Here is a 16876-nt window from a genome sequence, read left to right on the forward strand (position 1 = left end):
GTAGGGCGACGCCGGCAGCACCGTAACCGCAAACCCCGGTTCCTCACAGTGCAAAGCCGACCGATGCGGCGCAGTTACCAAATTCAGCTCCTGTTTCCGACATGACATCCGCCCTAGCCCGAAGCGCTCGCGACAGCAATGGTCTCAACGCGCGGTCGGGCCCATGCGCCATTATAGATCAAGCACGTGAAAGCGCATCGAGCCCATCGAGCTAATATCGACGGGCTTGCTCGGAGGTTTTCGATGGCTATGTCCGACCCGCTCTTTACTCTCGGCGAATTGGAAGCTGCGGCTCAACTCGTGCATCGTGCGGTACCACCGACCCCGCAGTATGCTTGGCCGCTTCTTGCCAAGCGGACGGGTTGCGAGGTGTGGGTGAAGCACGAGAATCACACGCCGACTTGCGCTTTCAAAGTACGTGGCGGCATCGTCTACATGGACAATCTGAGCCGCTCACCGACAAAAGTGACGGGGGTTATCTCGGCCACGAGAGGCAATCATGGCCAATCCATCGCATTCTCCGCCTCTCGGGCAGGTATTCCGGCCACGATCTACGTGCCTCGCGGCAACTCAACGGACCAGAATGCCGCCATGCGCGCATTCGGTGCCGCCGTTGTCGAATTCGGCAGAGATTTCGACCAGGCGCTCGCCGAATGCCATCGGGTCGCGCATGAGCAAGGGCTGCATTTCATCCCGCCGTTCAACCGAGACCAAGTCAAGGGCGTCGCGACATACGCGCTCGAATTGTTTCGCGCCATCGCCGACCTCGATACCGTGTATGTGCCGATCGGCATGGGATCTGGCATCTGTGGTTTGATCACGACCCGCGATCTTCTCGGCCTCAAGACCGAAATTGTTGCCGTCGTAGCCCGCCAAGCTCCGGCAATGGCGCTGTCGTTCGCTGCCGGAGAGCCAGTTCCAACAAACTCGGCGCAAACGTTTGCCGATGGGGTGGCGACACGCGATCCGTGTCAAGAGGCCGTCGCCATCATCAAACGCGGCGCTGCCCGCGTCTTGCAGCTCAGCGAGGACGATATCGCTGAAGCGGTACGGTCCTATTTCCAGGATACTCACAACGTTGCGGAAGGCGCGGGCGCCGCCCCGCTTGCTGGGCTTATGCAAGAGCGCGCCCGCATGGCCGGAAAGAGGGTTGCAGTGATTTTGTCCGGCGGCAATATCGATGCATCGGTCTATTTGCGGATCTTGGCGGGCGAGACGCCGAAGGTCGGCTGACATGCGGCGGCATTTGCTCTATTCGCTACGCTCGTCGGGAGCAGATGGAACGTGGTGCTGAAAGTCCATTCTATCGTGGAGGATACGCACGATTTCGATCGTTCTGTTCGCCGCAGCCCGGTACATCAGGAAGTGGCTTCCGCGGCGACCTCGTCGCGCGACGTGAAGCGTACGAAGGCCTGACATGATCTCGTCACGGGCCCTTGAGCCTGCGGCATCGGGACCGTCGGCGAGTTCGCCAATCGCCTGAATGAGCGTATCGCGATAGACGCGTGCTTGCCGCGCGCCAAAATTCTCAGCGGTCCATTTGAGGATGTTGGCAAAGTCGACTTCTGCGGCAGCGCCGAGGCCAACGCGCCATCTCCGCTCGGCCATGAGAGCTCTATTCGGTCGTTCCGGAGATGATCTTCTCCGAGAGGTCATTCAAATAGGTTTGAAGTTCCTCGATATCGTCAAACTGCTTGAATTCTCCTCGATCCAGCGCTCCTACGCCGGTGCGAGCAGCTGCTCTCAAGGCCTTCAGTCTGCCCGCATCCTCCGCCTCGCGTTGCTCCACGAGCCGTAAACCATCACGGAGCACTTCGCTGGCGTTCTGGTAGCGGCCGGACTTGACGAGGGTCTCGAGGAGCTCTTCCTGACGCTCCGTCAGTACGACATTTCTCGTGGGCACTGGCGTCCTCTGATCGTTGAAAGCGGGCTCGCGCTTATGGCATAATATGCCATAGCCTCATGAATTCAACCGGGATAGTGGCGCTGCTGGTCCAGCCGCCGCGTGTGACCGCCGTTCCCATCGCGGCGTCACCGGCCCGCCAGCGCCTCCTTGCACTTGGCCGCAAAAGCGTTGAGGTACGAGCCCATCTCGCTCGCCAGCGCGTCGGACCGATCCACATTTTGCAGGCTCATGTTGAGTGCGTAGACCGGAAGCCCGTCCAGCACGATGGGCGTTGCGACGGCAAGAACGCCGGGCTGCCACGACACCGCGCAATAGCCGTCGCGTGCGACGCAGCGGATCGACGTCCTGACGTCTGCAAGCAGCGCCTTGGTGGCAGCCGTGCTGCGCCGCTTGAACAGTCTTAGCAATCGCTCGCGCTCGGTCTCGGCGATGCCGGCGAGGTAAGCGCGACCCAGCGACGTCAGCTCCATCGGGACCTGCTGGCCGGCGACCACGTTGCGCAGCGCCGCGCGCGGGCTGTAGCGGATCGACTCCAGGTAAACCATCATGGTCCTATCAGCGGCAGCTAACCCGACGTTCAGCCGGCGCTTCGCCGACTCCGCCCGCATCATCGGGCCGATCGCGTTGAGCACCGGTGATCCCGTCCGCATGGCGTGGCCGATGCTGATGACGGACGCGGCAAGGCGGTACGTCCGCTCGCTGCGCACCTCGTCGAGCATTCCGGAATTGACCAGCGTTCGCGTCAGCCGGCTGACCGTCGATCGCGGCAATCCTGTTCGCTCCGCAATCTCGCCGTTGCCCAGCGTGTCGACGCCGGGCCGGAACGCCCGGAGGATCTCGATGCCCCTTTCGAGCGACCGGTTGCCGTCAACCCCGCCCGCATATCTGCGCGCCTGTGCCAAATCCACCCCTCCCGGCATTTCCACTCAGTGGAATAGGGGGATGTTCGGGATGACGCAAGCCGCGATACTTTCAAGACACGACCAATGCCTCGCAGCGCACGCCAACCACGGGCCTTGCCATGTCCTATCAGCTCATCGAATTCTCTGTCGAAGCCGGTGTCGCGACCATTGCATTCAACCGGCCGGAGCGGCGCAACGCCATGAGCGACGAGATGCGCGCCGAGTTCGTCAGTGCGCTCGAAACCGTCGCCCGCGACAAGGCCATCAAGGCCCTGGTGCTGACCGGGCGCGGCAACGCCTTCTGTGCCGGTGGCGATATCAGCGGAATGAAGCGCCGGCTCGCCGCGCCGCAGGGCGAGGTTGCCTTCAACGGCTGGAGCCGTCAGCAGGGCGTGCACTACGTTCAATCGTTCCTGCTGGGCCTGCCGAAGCCGACGATTGCCGCCGTCAACGGCGCCGCGGCGGGGCTCGGCGCGGACACCGCGCTCGCCTGCGATTTCGTGATGGGAACGGAACGATCGAAATTCACCTGGTCCTACATCAAGCGCGGCTTGATCCCCGATGGCGGCGGCCTGTATTTCCTGCCGCGCCGGGTCGGGCTTCCCAGGGCAAAGGAGCTGATCTTCACCGGCCGCGTCGTCGAGGCTGACGAAGCGCTCGCGCTCGGCATCGTCGATCGCAAGGTGGCGTCGGCCGAGCTCCTGCCCGCCGCGCAGGCCTGGGCGGCCGAACTGGCTCAAGGGTCTGCCACCGCGCTCGCGCTGGGCAAGAAGATCCTGAACGAGACCTTCGAGCATTCCGCGCACGATATCTTCAGTCTCGGCAGCCAGGCGCAGGCGATCTGCTACACCAGTGCCGAGCATCGCGACGCCGTGACGGCGTTCCTTGCGCAATCCTCGTCTAAGGATTGAGCCATGGACGCGATAGAACGCCTGATCCGGCCGCGCAGTGTCGCAATCATCGGCGCGTCTGCGGACCCGACCAAGACGTCGGGGCGGCCGGTCGCCTATCTCCAGAAGCATGGCTTTGCGGGTGACATCTATCCCGTCAATCCGAAGGTCGCGGAGATCGGCGGTCTCGCCTGCTACCCCGACGTCGCGTCGCTGCCTGATGTGCCTGATGTCGGCATTGTCCTGCTCGGTGCCGAGCGCGCCCACATCGCGGTGCGCGAATTGTCCGAGCGCGGGACTGCCGCGGCGATCGTTCTCGCCAGCGGCTTCACTGAAATGGGGGCGGAGGGCGCCGCGCGCCAGCAGCAGCTGATGCAAGCCGCCGGATCCATGCGCCTGCTCGGGCCGAACACCATCGGTCTCGTCAATCTCACGGACAACATCGTGCTTTCGGCGTCCGGCGCGCTGGCGATGGATCGCTTTCCGTCGGGCCCCATCGGCCTCGTCTCGCAAAGCGGAGGCATTTTGGGCGCCTTGCTGTCGCGCGCCGCAGCGCGCGGCATCGGACTGTCCAAGCTGGTGTCGACCAGCAACGAAGCCGATCTCGAGCTCGCCGACTTCATCGACTTTCTGGCCGGTGACAATGCGACCACGGTCGTCGCGCTCTATATCGAGGCGATCCGCAATCCGGCCCGCTTTCGCGAAGCCGTTCTCAAGGCGCAGCGCGCCGGCAAGCCAATCGTCGCCTTCAAGATCGGGCGGTCGGAGGCGGGCGCAAAGGCGGCGATCTCGCACACGGGCGCGCTCGCGGGCTCCGATCGCATGTACGACGCCCTGTTCAGGCAACTCGGCGTGATCCGCGCCAGGACGTTCGAAGATCTGCTCGACATTCCTGCGCTGCTTGTGGCCGGACGGGCGCTGCGCGGCCGGCGCGTGGCGATCCTCACCTCCACCGGCGGCGCCGGCACGATCGTATCGGACAGTCTCGGCGTCGCAGGCTTCACAACGCCCGCCCCCGATGCCGAGACGGCCGCGCAATTGCGCGCATTGCAGTCGGGATCGCATGCCGCGCTCGATCGCAATCCGATCGACGTGACCCTGGCCGGCCTGCAGCCGGATCTGCTCCGCGCCGCAATCAAGATCCTGCTCGCCAGTCCCTCCTACGATGCGCTCGCGGTCATTGCCGGCTCGTCGGCGGTGGGATCGCCGGCTTTGATGGCCGATGCCATTCACGATTGCCTGCCGCTCAGCGACAAGCCCGTCGTTGCCTATGTGAGCCCCTACGCGCCCGACGTGGTCTCCGTCCTCACCCGGCGCGGCGTCCCGGCCTACACATCCGCCGAAAGCTGCGCCGCTGCGCTCGACGGGCTTTTGCAGGCCGGAATGCCGAACGAGGTCCAGACCTCCGGTTCGATTGCGACGACGGCCGATGTCAGCGACTTTCCGGCGGGATCGCTGGATGAGGCACAAGCGAAAGCACTCTTCGCCCGCTTCGGTGTTCCGGTCGTGGCGGAGAAAGTGGTCGCAACGCCAGGCGACGGGGAACAGGCTGCGCGAGACTTTGGCGGCCGGGTCGTGCTCAAGATTCTCTCGCACGAGATCGCGCACAAGAGCGACGTCGGCGGTGTCGCGGTCAACCTGACCGCTGAAACGATTGGCGCCCGCCTGGCGGCGATGGCTGACGAGGTTGCGCTCAGGACCGGCAATCGGCCTGAACGCTTCCTGGTTCAGGAGATGATCTCAGGCGGCGTCGAGATCATTCTCGGGATGCATCGCGATCCCCTGGGCACAGCGATCCTGCTCGGAATGGGCGGCGTCACCGCCGAGCTGTTCAAGGACACGACGATGCGCCTGCTTCCCCCCGAAGGCGGCCTCAGCCTCGTCGAGGCTCGCACGATGGCGCGCGATCTCGTCACGTGGCCGTCGCTGGACGGTTTTCGCGGTCGGCCGAAATGCGATGTCGAAGCGCTCGCAGCAACGATCGTTGCCTTCTCGCGCATGGTTGCGCAGCTCGGCGACCGCCTTGTCGAGGCCGAAATCAATCCGGTCTTCGTGCTGCCGGCGGGCCAGGGCGTGAAGGCAGCAGACGGATTGGTTGTTCTCAATGTCTGAACAAAATCGGATGGAGCTCCAGATGGCCTTTGGCGAAATCATCAATGACGACGGCGCTCGCGGGAAGGGCTTTGCCGCGTGGCGCTGGCTGAGCCTCGCCATCCTCGCCTGTACTGTCTTGCCAGTCGCTGCCGGCATGGGAATTGCGCCGGCGCGGGCCGAATTTCCCGAGAAGATCATCAAGATCGTGGTGCCGTTCGCGGCCGGTGGCGGAACCGACATCATCGCGCGAACGACGGCCCAGGAAATCCAGACGGACCTCGGCAAATCCGTCATCATCGAGAACAAGCCGGGCGCCGGCACCATCATCGGCACCCAGACGGTCGCCACCAGCGAGCCCGACGGCTATTCGCTGCTGATGGCGACCTTCGCGCATGCGGTCAATCCGAGCCTGTACAACAAGCTGCCGTTCGATCCGCACAAGGATTTTTCGGCGGTCTCGCTGATCGCGCGTTCCTTCAACATCGTCGTCGTGAACCCGGCATCCAAGATCAACTCGATCGCCGATCTGATCGCGGAGGCCAAGGCCAATCCGGGCAAGCTCAATTTCGGCACGTTCGGCACCGGCACCTCGGCCCATCTCGCCGGCGAGCTGTTCAATTCCATGGCGAAGGTCAAGATGACGGCGGTGCCCTACAAGGGCGCGGCGCCTGCGATCAGCGATCTCCTCGGCGGGCAGATCGACGTGATGTTCACCACCGTGGCAAGTGCGGCCTCGCTGGTGGCTGCAGATCAGCTCCGGGCGCTGGCCGTCACATCGGCCGAACGTTCGGCAGCGTTTCCGCAATTGCCGACCGTCGCTGAGGCCGGCGTGCCCGGCTACGCCGCCGAGTCCTGGTACGGATTGTACGCTCCGGCCAAAACGCCGGCTCCGGTGATTGCGCGGCTGAACCAGGCAGTCGCAAAGGCGGTCAAGTCAGGTGGTTTCAAGCAGCTGGAGGCGAACGAAGGCCTCATCATGGTTGGAAGCGCTCCGGAAGAGCTCGATCGCTATGTCGGGCAGGAGGAGGAGCGCTGGCGCAAGCTGGTCAAGGACGCCAACATCGAGGTGCAATAGGTTCGGCATTCCGAGCTGATACGCGTTACGGGGCGCGGGTCAGCTCCACGCTATCGCCGGCGTTCAGCGCAGACCCTGTTCGTCGATGAGAATGCGATGGATCTCGATGCGCTCCGGCAGCTCGATCAGGAATTCCGGATCGCGTGCGAGATGATGCACCTTGCTCGGCTCGCCCTTGGTGAATGCCGTCATCGCCATGATATCGGCCCAGTAGGAGATGGTCGTGAACCACGTCTCCTCATCACGGTCCTCGCGCAACTGCTGCACGCCGAGAGCCGTCTTCATCAGCGGGGGAATGCCCTCGGCTTGCAGATAGGCCTGGTAGGCGTCAGCGACATCGCGGCGGGTGCGGCCGCGCCAGATGCGCGCGATGGTCGGTTTGGTTGGCATATGTATTCCCTTCGGTGCGCGGAACCCGGGGGCCGATCAACCTAGAGCATGATCCGGAAAAGTGCGTAGCGGCTTTCCGAAAAGATCATGCTCAAACAATAACCTAAAGCGCGATGACGATTCGTCCTGATCTCATCGCGCTTTTAGCCGAATGCCGTCGCCCCCGCATCAGTTCACATCGTCTGGTGCAGTGTTTCGTCGCAGTCCCAAGGGGGAGGACCGCCGGGTGGGGATTTTCGGCGCCACGCAGGAACTTCCAACCTTGCTCCCGACGTTGATCATGGACATGTCGAGCTACGGATCGCGGGTCAGCTCCACGCCGTCGACCACCATCTTCCATGTCCCCGCATCCTGATGAGGCGGCGTCGACACCTCGAAGGTCGTCGAAATGAATGGAATTCCGACGACGAAATTGTCGCCCTCGAACCGCCGCAGCGGGGCCTTGATGGTCGTCGTGGCCTCTCCGATCGCGGTGCCATGCCTGACGCGCTTGTAGCGCACCATCCCGTCCTTGGTGAGCTCGACGTCCATCGCCGGCGCGTGCCACTCGCCGACATAAGCGGCCTTGTCCTCCGGCACCGGCTGCCCGCACGCCGTCAGCAACGGCAGGGCGGCAACGAGGATCATTACGGAAATTCGCCTTCTCATGTTTTGCTCGACAGCGGGAGGTGTCGCGGAAGATGCGACAGAACCCACCTTCGTCGGCCCTCGCACTATTCGGGTTCAAGAGCGACGGCCATCGATCGCCGTGCATGCCGGGCTCGAAGCGCGATCGGGATCGCGATGAATGGTTAGCGCGCTTCCGGTTGTCGTTTGCGCATGAACTCTTCGCAGCGCTGACGTGGCCCTTCAGTCCGGATCATGCCTCAGTGCGCGCCGGGTTCAAATGAGCTGGCCCGTGCGCGCAATTCGTCGCGGATGCGATCAAGCACGCTCTCATACTCACGCGTCTCGGTCTGCCGGAACAGCCGCATGCTGGGGTACCAGGGGCTGTCTGTGCGGTCGAGCAGCCAGCGATAGTCGGGCGTCCATGGCAAAAGGAGCCAGGTCGGACGGCCAAGGGCGCCGGCGAGATGGGCGATGCTGGTGTCGACGGTGATCACGAGATCAAGGCAGCTCATCAAGGCGGCGGTCTCGATGAAATCGGTGAGGTCGGCGGTCAGGTCGACGATGTCGTTTCTCTCCCGCAGCACTGCGGCGTCGCTCGGGCGTGGCCCCTTCTGGAGGCTGACAAAAGTGGCATCGGCGTCGAGGATACGGGACAGCGTCCGCAGCGGAATGGAGCGCGCCTGATCGTTGACGTGGGCCGGATCGCCGGACCAGGCGAGGCCGACCCGGAGCCTGGTTCGAGGACCGAGACGATTGTCCCAGGCCTGAATACGGTCGTCCGGAGGCGAGGGCAGATACGGCATGTCCGCCGGGATCGTATCGAGGCGGGTGCCGAAGGCGAGCGGAAGGCTGGATATCGGGCAGTGCAAATCGAAATGCGGCAGCGTGCCTGCAGCCGACATCGGGACGTGATGGGATACGCCGCTCAGAGGAGACATCAGCCGACGCAGCGGGTCCTGAACGGCAAGAATAACGCGCGCCCCCCGCGCCGCCAGCATGGGGACGTAGCGGACGAAGTGAATCGTGTCCCCCAGTCCCTCATCCGCGGCGACCAGGATCGTCTTTCCTGCGATGTCTTCGCCACCGAGCCACATCGGTTGTGCGAACTCGGCGTATTTTGCCGAAGGCAGCTTCAATCGGGTCTGGTGCCCGCGCCAGCCGGCCTCGAAATCGCCTGTCAGGAGATGAGCCAGGGCCACATTCCAGTCTGTCACAGTATCATTCAGCCCGAGCGACTTCATGTGCTCGGACAACGCGAAGACCTCGTCGAAGCGATGCAGGTGGAACAGCGTGGTCAGCTTGTTGTTGAAGGCCGCCCCCACGTGCGGCTCCATCGCGATGGCTTTTTCGAACCATGCCAACGCCTCTTCATCCCTGCCGAGGCGGCGCAGCGAAAGGCCGAGATTGTTGCAGGTGTCGGCCTTGTCGGGAGCGAGCTGGTGCGCGCGCTTGCCCTCGGCCGCGGACTCCTCGAACCGCTTCAGCGTGTAGAGAATCCATGCGCGCGCTTGCAGCGTCGGAGCATGGTTCGGGAACAGCCTGTCGCTGAGGTCCAGATGCGCGATAGCCTCCTCGTTCCGCCCGAGCTTGTGGAGGAGAGTCCCGCTCTTGCGCAGGGCGTCGTGATGATTCGGATCGAGCTTGAGCGCGTGCTGGAAGCTCGCGAGGGCCTGATCGAGGCGCGACAGCTGAGAGAGGATGTCGCCGCGCTGTCGCCACAAGCCGGCGTCGTCAGGCCGGAGCTGGATCGCGTTGTCGACGACGTTGAGCGCCTCCTCGAAGCGCCCATGCTGCTGCAACGCCGTCCCGAAGCTTGCAAGATATTCGGGCTTGGGCGCCCGACGGATCGCGCGGACGATCCACTCCAGGGCGTCATTGTAGTGTTTGTCGTGGAGACACAGCAGGCCCATGAGATGCTGGGCGTCCGTGTGCTCCGCATCCATCGTGAGGGCCTGCTCGCAGCAAGCACGGGCGTCGAGATGCCGTCCGGCCCGGAGATGCTGAAGGCCCGCTTCACAGTAAGCGGCTGGTGTTTCCATCGCTGGCACGTTGCGGGCTGTCATTGAGCTCTTGCTGGCGGCGCGGCACTAGCGATGTCCGGCCAATTCGACTTTTGACGTTGAGGCCGGCAAAAATGCATGATTCTGCTCATAGTAGAAAGCTGGGCAGCCGGCGGTTACGATCGTCTTCACAAGCCTCGCGCAAGGAGACGGACGCGTGATCGAACACATTCTCAGATTCATGACGCTTGGCACGGTCATCGTTGGTATGGCGGCGATCTATGCGGCGCTCCATACCAACAACCGGCGCCTGGGCGCGGACATCTTCCTGCGATATTCCGACCGGGTCTCCGACCTGCGGCGCCGCCTTCCGGTCGGAGTGTTCCTCGAGCGAGGGGCCGCCGGCGACCTCGAAATCACGGCGGAAGAGCAGCGGGCCGTGCATGAGATCATCCACGCGATCTTCGAGCTCTACGAGCTCAAGGTGCACGGCTTCTTTCCAGCGGAGATCTGGAAGATCAGGGAGCCCGACATCGAAAGGCTGCTGTCGCTGCCGGTCTTTCAGCAGGAACTGGCGGACCTGCAAGCCCGATACGCCAGACATCCGCGCCTGACGGCCTGGCTCGAGAAGATCAGGAGGCAGTCAGAGATGGCCTGACCTGCGCAGTAGAGCGGTCGGGCCGCCTCACCGCCACCCCAGCGCCGGCGCGACATGCGTCAGGATCGCCTCGATCGCATGCGCGCAATAGGCGACGCCGAGCTGGTTCGGAATCGTCAGCAGCAGCGTGTCGGCTTCCGCGATCGCCTCGTCCTGGCGCAACTGCTCGATCAGCACGTCAGGCTCAGCCGCATAACTCCGTCCGAAGATCGCCCGGGTCTGCGGGTCGATGAAGCCGATCTGGTCCTCGCCGCCGCGTTCGCCGCCGAAATAGGCGCGGTCGCGATCGTCCATCAGCGCGAAGATGCTGCGGCTCACCGACACGCGCGGCTCGCGGCTGTGGCCGGCTTCCTTCCATGCGGCGCGATAGCTACGAATCTGCGCAGCCTGCTGCACGTGAAAGGCTTCGCCGGTCTCGTCGTTCTTCAGCGTCGAGCTCTGCAAATTCATGCCGAGCTTGGCCGCCCACACCGCGGTCGAGTTCGAGCCGGCGCCCCACCAGATCCGTTCGCGTAAGCCCGCCGAATGCGGTTCGAGCCGCAACAGTCCCGGCGGATTGGGAAACATCGGCTGCGGATTGGGCTCGGCAAAACCTTCGCCGCGCAGGAGGTCCAAAAAGACTTCGGCATGACGGCGGCCCATGTCGGCATCGCTCTGGCTTTCCGCCGGCCGGTACCCAAAATAGCGCCAGCCATCGATCACCTGCTCCGGCGAGCCGCGGCTGATGCCGAGCTGAAGCCGCCCGCCGGCGATGAGATCGGCGCTTCCTGCATCCTCCACCATGTAGAGCGGGTTCTCGTAGCGCATGTCGATCACGGCGGTGCCGATCTCGATCTTGCTGGTCCTGGCGCCGACGGCCGCGAGCAGGGGGAAGGGCGAAGCCAGCTGCCGCGCGAAATGATGCACGCGAAAATAGGCGCCGTCCGCCCCCAACTGCTCGGCCGCAACGGCCAGCTCGATCGATTGCAGCAGCGTGTCCCCGGCCGAGCGGGTCTGCGATTGCGGCGAGGGCGTCCAGTGCCCGAAGGAGAGGAATCCGATCTTTTTCATGGGAGCAATTTAGGGATGGTCGCGGCGATTTGCGATGGGCCTCTCGGAGGAAACCTGCTCACGAGCTGGCCCGTCGCCTGCGTCGTGGTCCCGTTCGGGGGTGTCCAGGGCGCGCCATTGCCTCGGCGTCATTCCGGTCCAGCGCTTGAACGCGTGAGTGAACGCGCTGACTTCGCCGTAGCCGAGCAGCCAGGCTGTCTGCGAAATAGGCAGTTCATCGTTCTTCAGATAGCTCTTGGCAAGGTCGATCTTCATCTCGTCAAGGATGCCACTGAAGGTCAGCCCCTCCAAAGCGAGGCGCCGCACCAGCGTGCGATGACTCATCCCCAGGCGGCGGGCGATCTCTTCGACCCGTGCCTCACGATGCGGGAGCAATGGGGCGATTGCATTCTCAACGCTCGATCTGAGCGGCACACCGACGGATTTCCGGTGCGCGAGCGCCTGCTCGCAATACGTCACCAGCAGATCGTTCAGATAGTGGTCAGCACTTTCGATCCGCATCGGCCCCACGGATACCGGGAAAGCGAGCTCGTCGACATCGGACCCGAACTCGATCTCGCGCCCAAGGAACGATCTGACCTCTGTGGGCGTCGTTCGACGGCGATGTACCACTTTGAGCCGGCTCGGGATCAGGCGGCGATTGGTCAGGGCGCGGTTCATGCGAATGATTGAGGTCAGCCAGAATTCGATCTGGTGCTGGTCCGAGTGCCGTTCTACACCGACATATTTCAGCGTGATCGTCATCTCTTTCGCGGCGAATCGCAGCGAAATCCCCTCGTTGGCGAGACGGCAATAGCGCTCGGCCTTTGCGAAGGCTTCGGCGATCGTGCCAGAGGATGCTGCCACGTAATAGAGCAGGCCAATTTCACGAAGGTCGAAGTCTCGTGCCAGGTGGAAGCCGAGGCTGTCGTCTTGCAGCGCCTCGGCCCCAAGTTCCAGAAACCTGATCTGGCTCTCGACGCTCAGGCGCGCCTTGCGATCCTCGATCTGCTTGAGAGTCAAACCAGCCCTGGACAGCAGACCGTCCGCCTCGATGCCGGCGGCCCGCAGGCGTGCCCATACCAGGCGGGCGATTCCGCCGGTCGCGCTGGGCATTGTTTCAAAATGGGGCGAATGGGCAGCCGGCACACCGAACCCTTTCGTCGTTGCCGCTGCGGGCCTCGCTCTTTGGGCTCGCCGATCGTGACCACGGCATGAAAAATCAACTTATTGGCTCACGATAACAAGAAACCGGGGGGCGTGTGACTTAAATCGCTTGTCTGCCCTCAGACTGGTCTTGCGTTCTCGGGGCAACCCCCTCCCCGAAAGTTACGATGGCCTTGATGTCCAGCAGTGACGGCGCCGCGCCGCCCATCAACGTGAAGATTTTACGAGGTTACGGAAAGTTGCTCGGAATTCCTCATATCGCCCATTGCTCCCGGACGATTGCGCTCGAGCGGGTCGGGGATTGCGAGATCAGCATGTTTGAAGCGCTTGGGGCGGGACTGCCCGAGAGCCCGTTGTTCTGGATGGAGCTGTTCGACCTCAGCGTTCATGCGTCGCTCGACAGTCGCGGCTGTCACAACATGCGCGATGCGGTCGCAGCGTTCGAGGACTTTGCTTCGCAAGCGAGCCGTTTGGCGGAAGCGCCGCTTTGTGCAGACAGCGAAACGGTAGGCTGACAATCGCTGCGCAGACCGCCAGCTCCCGGCAAAGCCGTACAGCTGATTTACCTCAGGCGTAAGCCACCCAGCCACGGAAGGCGAAGCCGGTGTAGAACAGCGTCGGCTCGGAGAAACCGGCCTCGCGCAAGATCACCTCGTCGTGAGTGGGCGCCAGAATCTGCAGATGGTTGCTGACGGCATCCTGTGCGGCCGCGGCCTGCTCCGGCTCGACGCCGGATGCGGCCAGGAACGCCGAGTACCGCGCCAGCCACAGCGGACGTTCCTTCTCTCCATCGGGCGCGCTCAGATGCGCGACCACGAACGGTGCGCGCGGTTTGAGCCGGCGGCGGATCTCCGAGGCGATCCGGCGTCGTTCGGCGACATTCACGAAATGGAGGGTCAAGAGGCAGGTGGCGCCGTCGAACGGTCCCTCCGGGGCATCATCGATGTAGCCTTGGTGAAAGCGCGCACGTGCTGCGAGCTCTCCCAGAGTCTGCCCGGCCAGCGCCAGCATCGGCCCAGAGGGGTCGACGCCATCGAAGCGCCAACCGGGATGTGCCTGTGCAAAGGCTTTGAGCTCCAGGCCGCCGCCGGCGCCGAGGACGAGCACCTGCCCATCGCTGGGGACGCTCTCGGCCAGCAGAATTGACGCCATGGACTGCATGGCGTCATAGCCCGGCACGAACCGCCGTGGCCCTTCGGTATATCGAGCTACGAATTGCGGATCCGAGAACGCAGCTTGAATGTCGGTCATGATGTTGTCCCCGTGAATGGAGCCGCTCACGCGCCATGCGCGCTGATGTGGTGGATCTTTCGAGACCCGAGCCGCTTGCGCAGATCATCGCCCAGCATCGCCAGCGTCACCTCGCCAAAGCGCGCCAGCAGCAGCGCTTCGGCGTCGTGAAAGGCCTGATCGAGCGCGGCATTGACCGCCTGCTCGACAAGGCAGCCCGGAGCCTCCGTTCGGTTGCCCATGGCGAGCAGCGAGGGACTGCCGAGCGCAACGTAGACGTCCCGCAGCGTCACCTTCGACAAGTCGCAAGCAAGCGTCCAGCCGCCGCCATGCCCCTTCTCGGAGCGGACGTAACCGAGCTCGCGCAGGCCCGCCATGATGCGGCGGATCACCACCGGGTTGGTGTCCATCGCCTTCGCCAGGGTTTCGGACGTGAAGGGCCCGGGCTGCTGCGCCATGTGCAGGAGTACGTGGAGTACGCCGGATAGACGGCTATCTCGTTTCATGTAACTTCATATGTTACATGATGGCGCCGAGGTCAACAAGTTTCTCCGCGCGCTCTGTTCGTGGACGAGTATGGCCGGTGATACGGGCCGGAGTGCAATTCTGTCGGATCAATCGCGACGGCAGTCGCTTGATCTACGACGAAACAACCAGTGCATGCGATGATGCCATCTTGCGCCTGTTTTGCCCGACGGGTCAACCGATTTCGCAAAATCGGAAAGTGCGCAACAACGACTTTCCCGAAGGGCTACGCCTCGCAGATACAAGCGAAGGCGAGCCAACAACGTATCTCAAGCTCGTCGCGCTTCAAGTCGTTGATTTTGCTGCCCCCGGCTACTGTGCATGGGGTTGTTTTCGAATTTTATCTTAAGAGGCACCAAAGCAACGGGCTCTTGCCCGCTACTTCATCACCCGCAGGCCCTTGGTCGTGAAGCGCTGCGTCTTGCCGCCGGGGCGAACGGGGCGCTTGGTGCCGGCGGCCTTGCCCGTGCCGGGCGGCTGGTGCGCTGGGACCAACTGGTGGGGCTGCGAGCCGATCAGGTCGCGGCGGCCCATCTCAATCAAGGCCTCGCGCAGCACCGGCCAATTGTCGGGGTCGTGATAGCGCAGGAACGCCTTGTGCAGTCTTCGCTGGCGCAGGCCCTTGATCGCCTCGACCTTGTCGCTGCCGCCGTGGCGGACGCCGCGCAGCGGGTTGACACCGGTGTGGTACATCGCGGTGGCGGTTGCCATCGGCGAGGGCAGGAAGGTCTGCACCTGATCGGCGCGATAGCGGTTCTTCTTGAGCCACAGCGCGAGGTTCATCATGTCCTCGTCGGTCGTGCCCGGATGCGCCGCGATGAAATAGGGGATCAGATAGTATTTCTTGCCGGCCCGCTCCGCCGCTTCATCGAACATCCGCTTGAACTTGTTGTAGGCGCCGATGCCCGGCTTCATCATCTTGTCGAGCGGGCCGCGCTCGGTATGCTCAGGGGCGATCTTGAGGTAGCCGCCGACGTGATGGGTGACGAGCTCCTTGATGTATTCGGGGCTCTCGACCGCGAGGTCATAGCGCACGCCGGAGGCGACCATCACCTTCTTGATGCCCTTGGTCTCGCGCACCTTGCGATAGAGCCGGATCAGATCGTCATGCGAGGTGTTGAGGTTCGGGCAGATCTCGGGGAAGACGCAGGACGGCCGCCGGCACGCGGCCTCGACCTTCGGATCCTTGCACGCCATCCGGTACATGTTGGCGGTCGGGCCGCCGATGTCGGAGATCACGCCGGTGAAGCCCGGCGTCTTGTCGCGGATTTTTTCGATCTCGCGCAGGATCGAGCCTTCGGAGCGGTTCTGGATGATGCGGCCCTCGTGCTCGGTGATCGAGCAGAAGGTGCAGCCGCCAAAGCAGCCGCGCATGATCGTCACCGAGAATTTGATCATCTCCCAGGCGGGGATGCGTGCCTCGCCATAGGACGGATGCGGCGCGCGGGCGTAAGGCAGGTCGTAGACCGCGTCCATCTCCTCGGTGGTGAGCGGGATCGGCGGCGGGTTGAGCCAGAGATCACGGTCGCCATGACGCTGCACCAGCGGCCGCGCGTTGCCGGGATTGCTCTCCCGGTGCAGCACGCGTGACGCACGCGCATAAGCTTCCTTGTCCTGCTCGACCTGCTCCAGCGCCGGCAGCCGGATCACGGTCGCGCCCTTCTGGCGCGTTGCGCCCTCGTCGGCGGAATCGAGATCGTCGGCGTGCAACTCGGAATAGTCCTCAGGCACGCGGCGGAACAGCGCGACGCCCCTGACGTCGTCGAGCTCGCGCGGCGCCTCGCCGGCGGCGAGCCGCTGCGCTACCTCGACCACGGCGCGCTCGGCATTGCCGTACAGCAGCAAGTCCGCCTTGGCGTCGGCCAGCACCGAGCGGCGCACCTTGTCGGACCAGTAGTCGTAATGCGCGATCCGCCGCAGCGAGGCCTCGATGCCGCCGAGCACGATCGGAACGTCCTTGAACGCCTCGCGGCAGCGCTGCGCGTAGACGATGGTGCAGCGGTCCGGCCGCTTGCCGCCTTCGCCGCCCGCCGTATAGGCATCGTCGCTGCGGATACGCCGGTCGGCGGTGTAGCGGTTCACCATGGAGTCCATGTTGCCGCCGGTGACGCCGAAGAACACTCTTGGCTTGCCGAGCGCCTTGAACGGCTCGGCCGAGTGCCAGTCCGGCTGCGCGATGATGCCGACCCGGAATCCCTGCGCCTCCAGCAGGCGGCCGATGATCGCCATGCCGAAGCTCGGATGGTCGACATAGGCGTCCCCGGTCACCAGCACGATGTCGCATTCATCCCAGCCGAGCGCCTCCATCTCGGCGCGGCTCATCGGGAGGAACGGCGCCGGCTTGCGCGGTCGCGCCTTCGCCATCAGGGGCTTCTCGGCGGTGATGATCTGGATATCCATG

18 protein-coding genes are annotated in these 16876 nt (G+C 63.9%); 7 read left to right on the plus strand and 11 right to left on the minus strand.

Features of this window, described 5'->3' with window-relative positions:
* The first annotated feature begins 243 nt into the window (after positions 1–243).
* Positions 244–1233, plus strand: coding sequence for a threonine dehydratase (locus tag AAFG16_RS03290; RefSeq protein ID WP_342737259.1), 990 nt, complete (start codon positions 244–246; stop codon positions 1231–1233).
* An 18-nt stretch (positions 1234–1251) separates the two neighbouring features.
* Here the strand turns inward: AAFG16_RS03290 and AAFG16_RS03295 are convergent, their stop codons facing one another.
* The 3 genes from AAFG16_RS03295 to AAFG16_RS03305 all read right to left on the minus strand — a co-directional run bounded on the left by AAFG16_RS03295 (position 1252) and on the right by AAFG16_RS03305 (position 2808).
* Entirely contained in the window at positions 1252–1656 is a 405-nt protein-coding gene (locus AAFG16_RS03295; protein ID WP_342737261.1) for a type II toxin-antitoxin system RelE/ParE family toxin, read from the minus strand.
* Positions 1616–1903: a type II toxin-antitoxin system ParD family antitoxin gene (locus AAFG16_RS03300; RefSeq protein ID WP_342737263.1), complete on the minus strand. Its 288-nt coding sequence runs from the start codon at positions 1901–1903 to the stop codon at positions 1616–1618. The genes AAFG16_RS03295 and AAFG16_RS03300 overlap by 41 nt, the downstream gene beginning before the upstream one ends.
* Positions 1904–2031: 128 nt before the next feature.
* On the minus strand, positions 2032–2808 hold the full coding sequence (locus AAFG16_RS03305; protein WP_342737265.1) for a helix-turn-helix domain-containing protein: 777 nt from the start codon (positions 2806–2808) through the stop codon (positions 2032–2034).
* 119 nt (positions 2809–2927) lie between these two features.
* Between AAFG16_RS03305 and AAFG16_RS03310 the strand changes: the two genes are divergently transcribed.
* Genes AAFG16_RS03310 through AAFG16_RS03320 form a run of 3 tightly spaced genes read left to right on the plus strand, consistent with a single transcriptional unit; the run spans position 2928 to position 6867 of the window.
* Entirely contained in the window at positions 2928–3719 is a 792-nt protein-coding gene (locus tag AAFG16_RS03310; RefSeq protein ID WP_342737267.1) for an enoyl-CoA hydratase/isomerase family protein, read from the plus strand.
* 3 nt (positions 3720–3722) lie between these two features.
* Positions 3723–5810: an acetate--CoA ligase family protein gene (locus AAFG16_RS03315; protein WP_342737269.1), complete on the plus strand. Its 2088-nt coding sequence runs from the start codon at positions 3723–3725 to the stop codon at positions 5808–5810.
* Positions 5803–6867, plus strand: coding sequence for a tripartite tricarboxylate transporter substrate binding protein (locus AAFG16_RS03320; RefSeq protein WP_342737271.1), 1065 nt, complete (start codon positions 5803–5805; stop codon positions 6865–6867). The genes AAFG16_RS03315 and AAFG16_RS03320 overlap by 8 nt, the downstream gene beginning before the upstream one ends.
* Before the next feature lie 63 nt (positions 6868–6930).
* On the opposite strand, the gene AAFG16_RS03325 is transcribed toward AAFG16_RS03320, so the two are convergent.
* From AAFG16_RS03325 to AAFG16_RS03335, 3 genes are all read right to left on the minus strand, one after another.
* On the minus strand, positions 6931–7257 hold the full coding sequence (locus AAFG16_RS03325) for a hypothetical protein (RefSeq protein WP_283083477.1): 327 nt from the start codon (positions 7255–7257) through the stop codon (positions 6931–6933).
* Between the two features lie 294 nt (positions 7258–7551).
* Positions 7552–7905 carry a hypothetical protein gene (locus tag AAFG16_RS03330; RefSeq protein ID WP_283083478.1) on the minus strand — a complete coding sequence of 118 codons (354 nt, stop codon included), beginning with the start codon at positions 7903–7905 and terminating at the stop codon, positions 7552–7554.
* 218 nt (positions 7906–8123) lie between these two features.
* Entirely contained in the window at positions 8124–9929 is a 1806-nt protein-coding gene (locus tag AAFG16_RS03335) for a tetratricopeptide repeat protein (protein WP_342737274.1), read from the minus strand.
* 154 nt (positions 9930–10083) lie between these two features.
* Here AAFG16_RS03335 and AAFG16_RS03340 point away from each other — a divergent pair, with 154 nt between their 5' ends.
* Positions 10084–10524 carry a hypothetical protein gene (locus AAFG16_RS03340; RefSeq protein WP_283083480.1) on the plus strand — a complete coding sequence of 147 codons (441 nt, stop codon included), beginning with the start codon at positions 10084–10086 and terminating at the stop codon, positions 10522–10524.
* A gap of 27 nt (positions 10525–10551) precedes the next feature.
* Here AAFG16_RS03340 and AAFG16_RS03345 read toward each other — a convergent pair whose 3' ends face one another.
* Both AAFG16_RS03345 and AAFG16_RS03350 read right to left on the minus strand, forming a co-directional pair.
* The gene (locus AAFG16_RS03345; RefSeq protein WP_342737276.1) at positions 10552–11574 is read right to left on the minus strand and encodes an LLM class flavin-dependent oxidoreductase; all 1023 of its coding nucleotides are present in this window, start codon (positions 11572–11574) and stop codon (positions 10552–10554) included.
* A 9-nt stretch (positions 11575–11583) separates the two neighbouring features.
* Positions 11584–12669, minus strand: coding sequence for an AraC family transcriptional regulator ligand-binding domain-containing protein (locus AAFG16_RS03350; protein ID WP_342737278.1), 1086 nt, complete (start codon positions 12667–12669; stop codon positions 11584–11586).
* Positions 12670–12896: 227 nt separating this feature from the next.
* Between AAFG16_RS03350 and AAFG16_RS03355 the strand changes: the two genes are divergently transcribed.
* Positions 12897–13235, plus strand: a complete 339-nt coding sequence (locus AAFG16_RS03355; RefSeq protein ID WP_342737280.1) for a hypothetical protein — start codon at positions 12897–12899, stop codon at positions 13233–13235.
* Positions 13236–13287: 52 nt separating this feature from the next.
* On the opposite strand, the gene AAFG16_RS03360 is transcribed toward AAFG16_RS03355, so the two are convergent.
* The gene (locus AAFG16_RS03360) at positions 13288–13971 is read right to left on the minus strand and encodes a class I SAM-dependent methyltransferase (RefSeq protein ID WP_342737282.1); all 684 of its coding nucleotides are present in this window, start codon (positions 13969–13971) and stop codon (positions 13288–13290) included.
* A gap of 26 nt (positions 13972–13997) precedes the next feature.
* On the minus strand, positions 13998–14456 hold the full coding sequence (locus tag AAFG16_RS03365; protein ID WP_342737284.1) for an Rrf2 family transcriptional regulator: 459 nt from the start codon (positions 14454–14456) through the stop codon (positions 13998–14000).
* Positions 14457–14584: 128 nt separating this feature from the next.
* Between AAFG16_RS03365 and AAFG16_RS03370 the strand changes: the two genes are divergently transcribed.
* Positions 14585–14824 (plus strand): hypothetical protein, encoded by a 240-nt coding sequence (locus tag AAFG16_RS03370; protein ID WP_342737286.1) that lies wholly within the window; start codon positions 14585–14587, stop codon positions 14822–14824.
* 29 nt (positions 14825–14853) lie between these two features.
* Here the strand turns inward: AAFG16_RS03370 and AAFG16_RS03375 are convergent, their stop codons facing one another.
* The gene (locus AAFG16_RS03375) at positions 14854–16875 is read right to left on the minus strand and encodes a YgiQ family radical SAM protein (protein WP_342737288.1); all 2022 of its coding nucleotides are present in this window, start codon (positions 16873–16875) and stop codon (positions 14854–14856) included.
* Position 16876 lies beyond the last annotated feature (1 nt).

Origin of the sequence: Bradyrhizobium sp. B117, assembly GCF_038969555.1 — a bacterium.
In the GTDB taxonomy this organism is placed as follows: Bacteria; Pseudomonadota; Alphaproteobacteria; order Rhizobiales; family Xanthobacteraceae; genus Bradyrhizobium.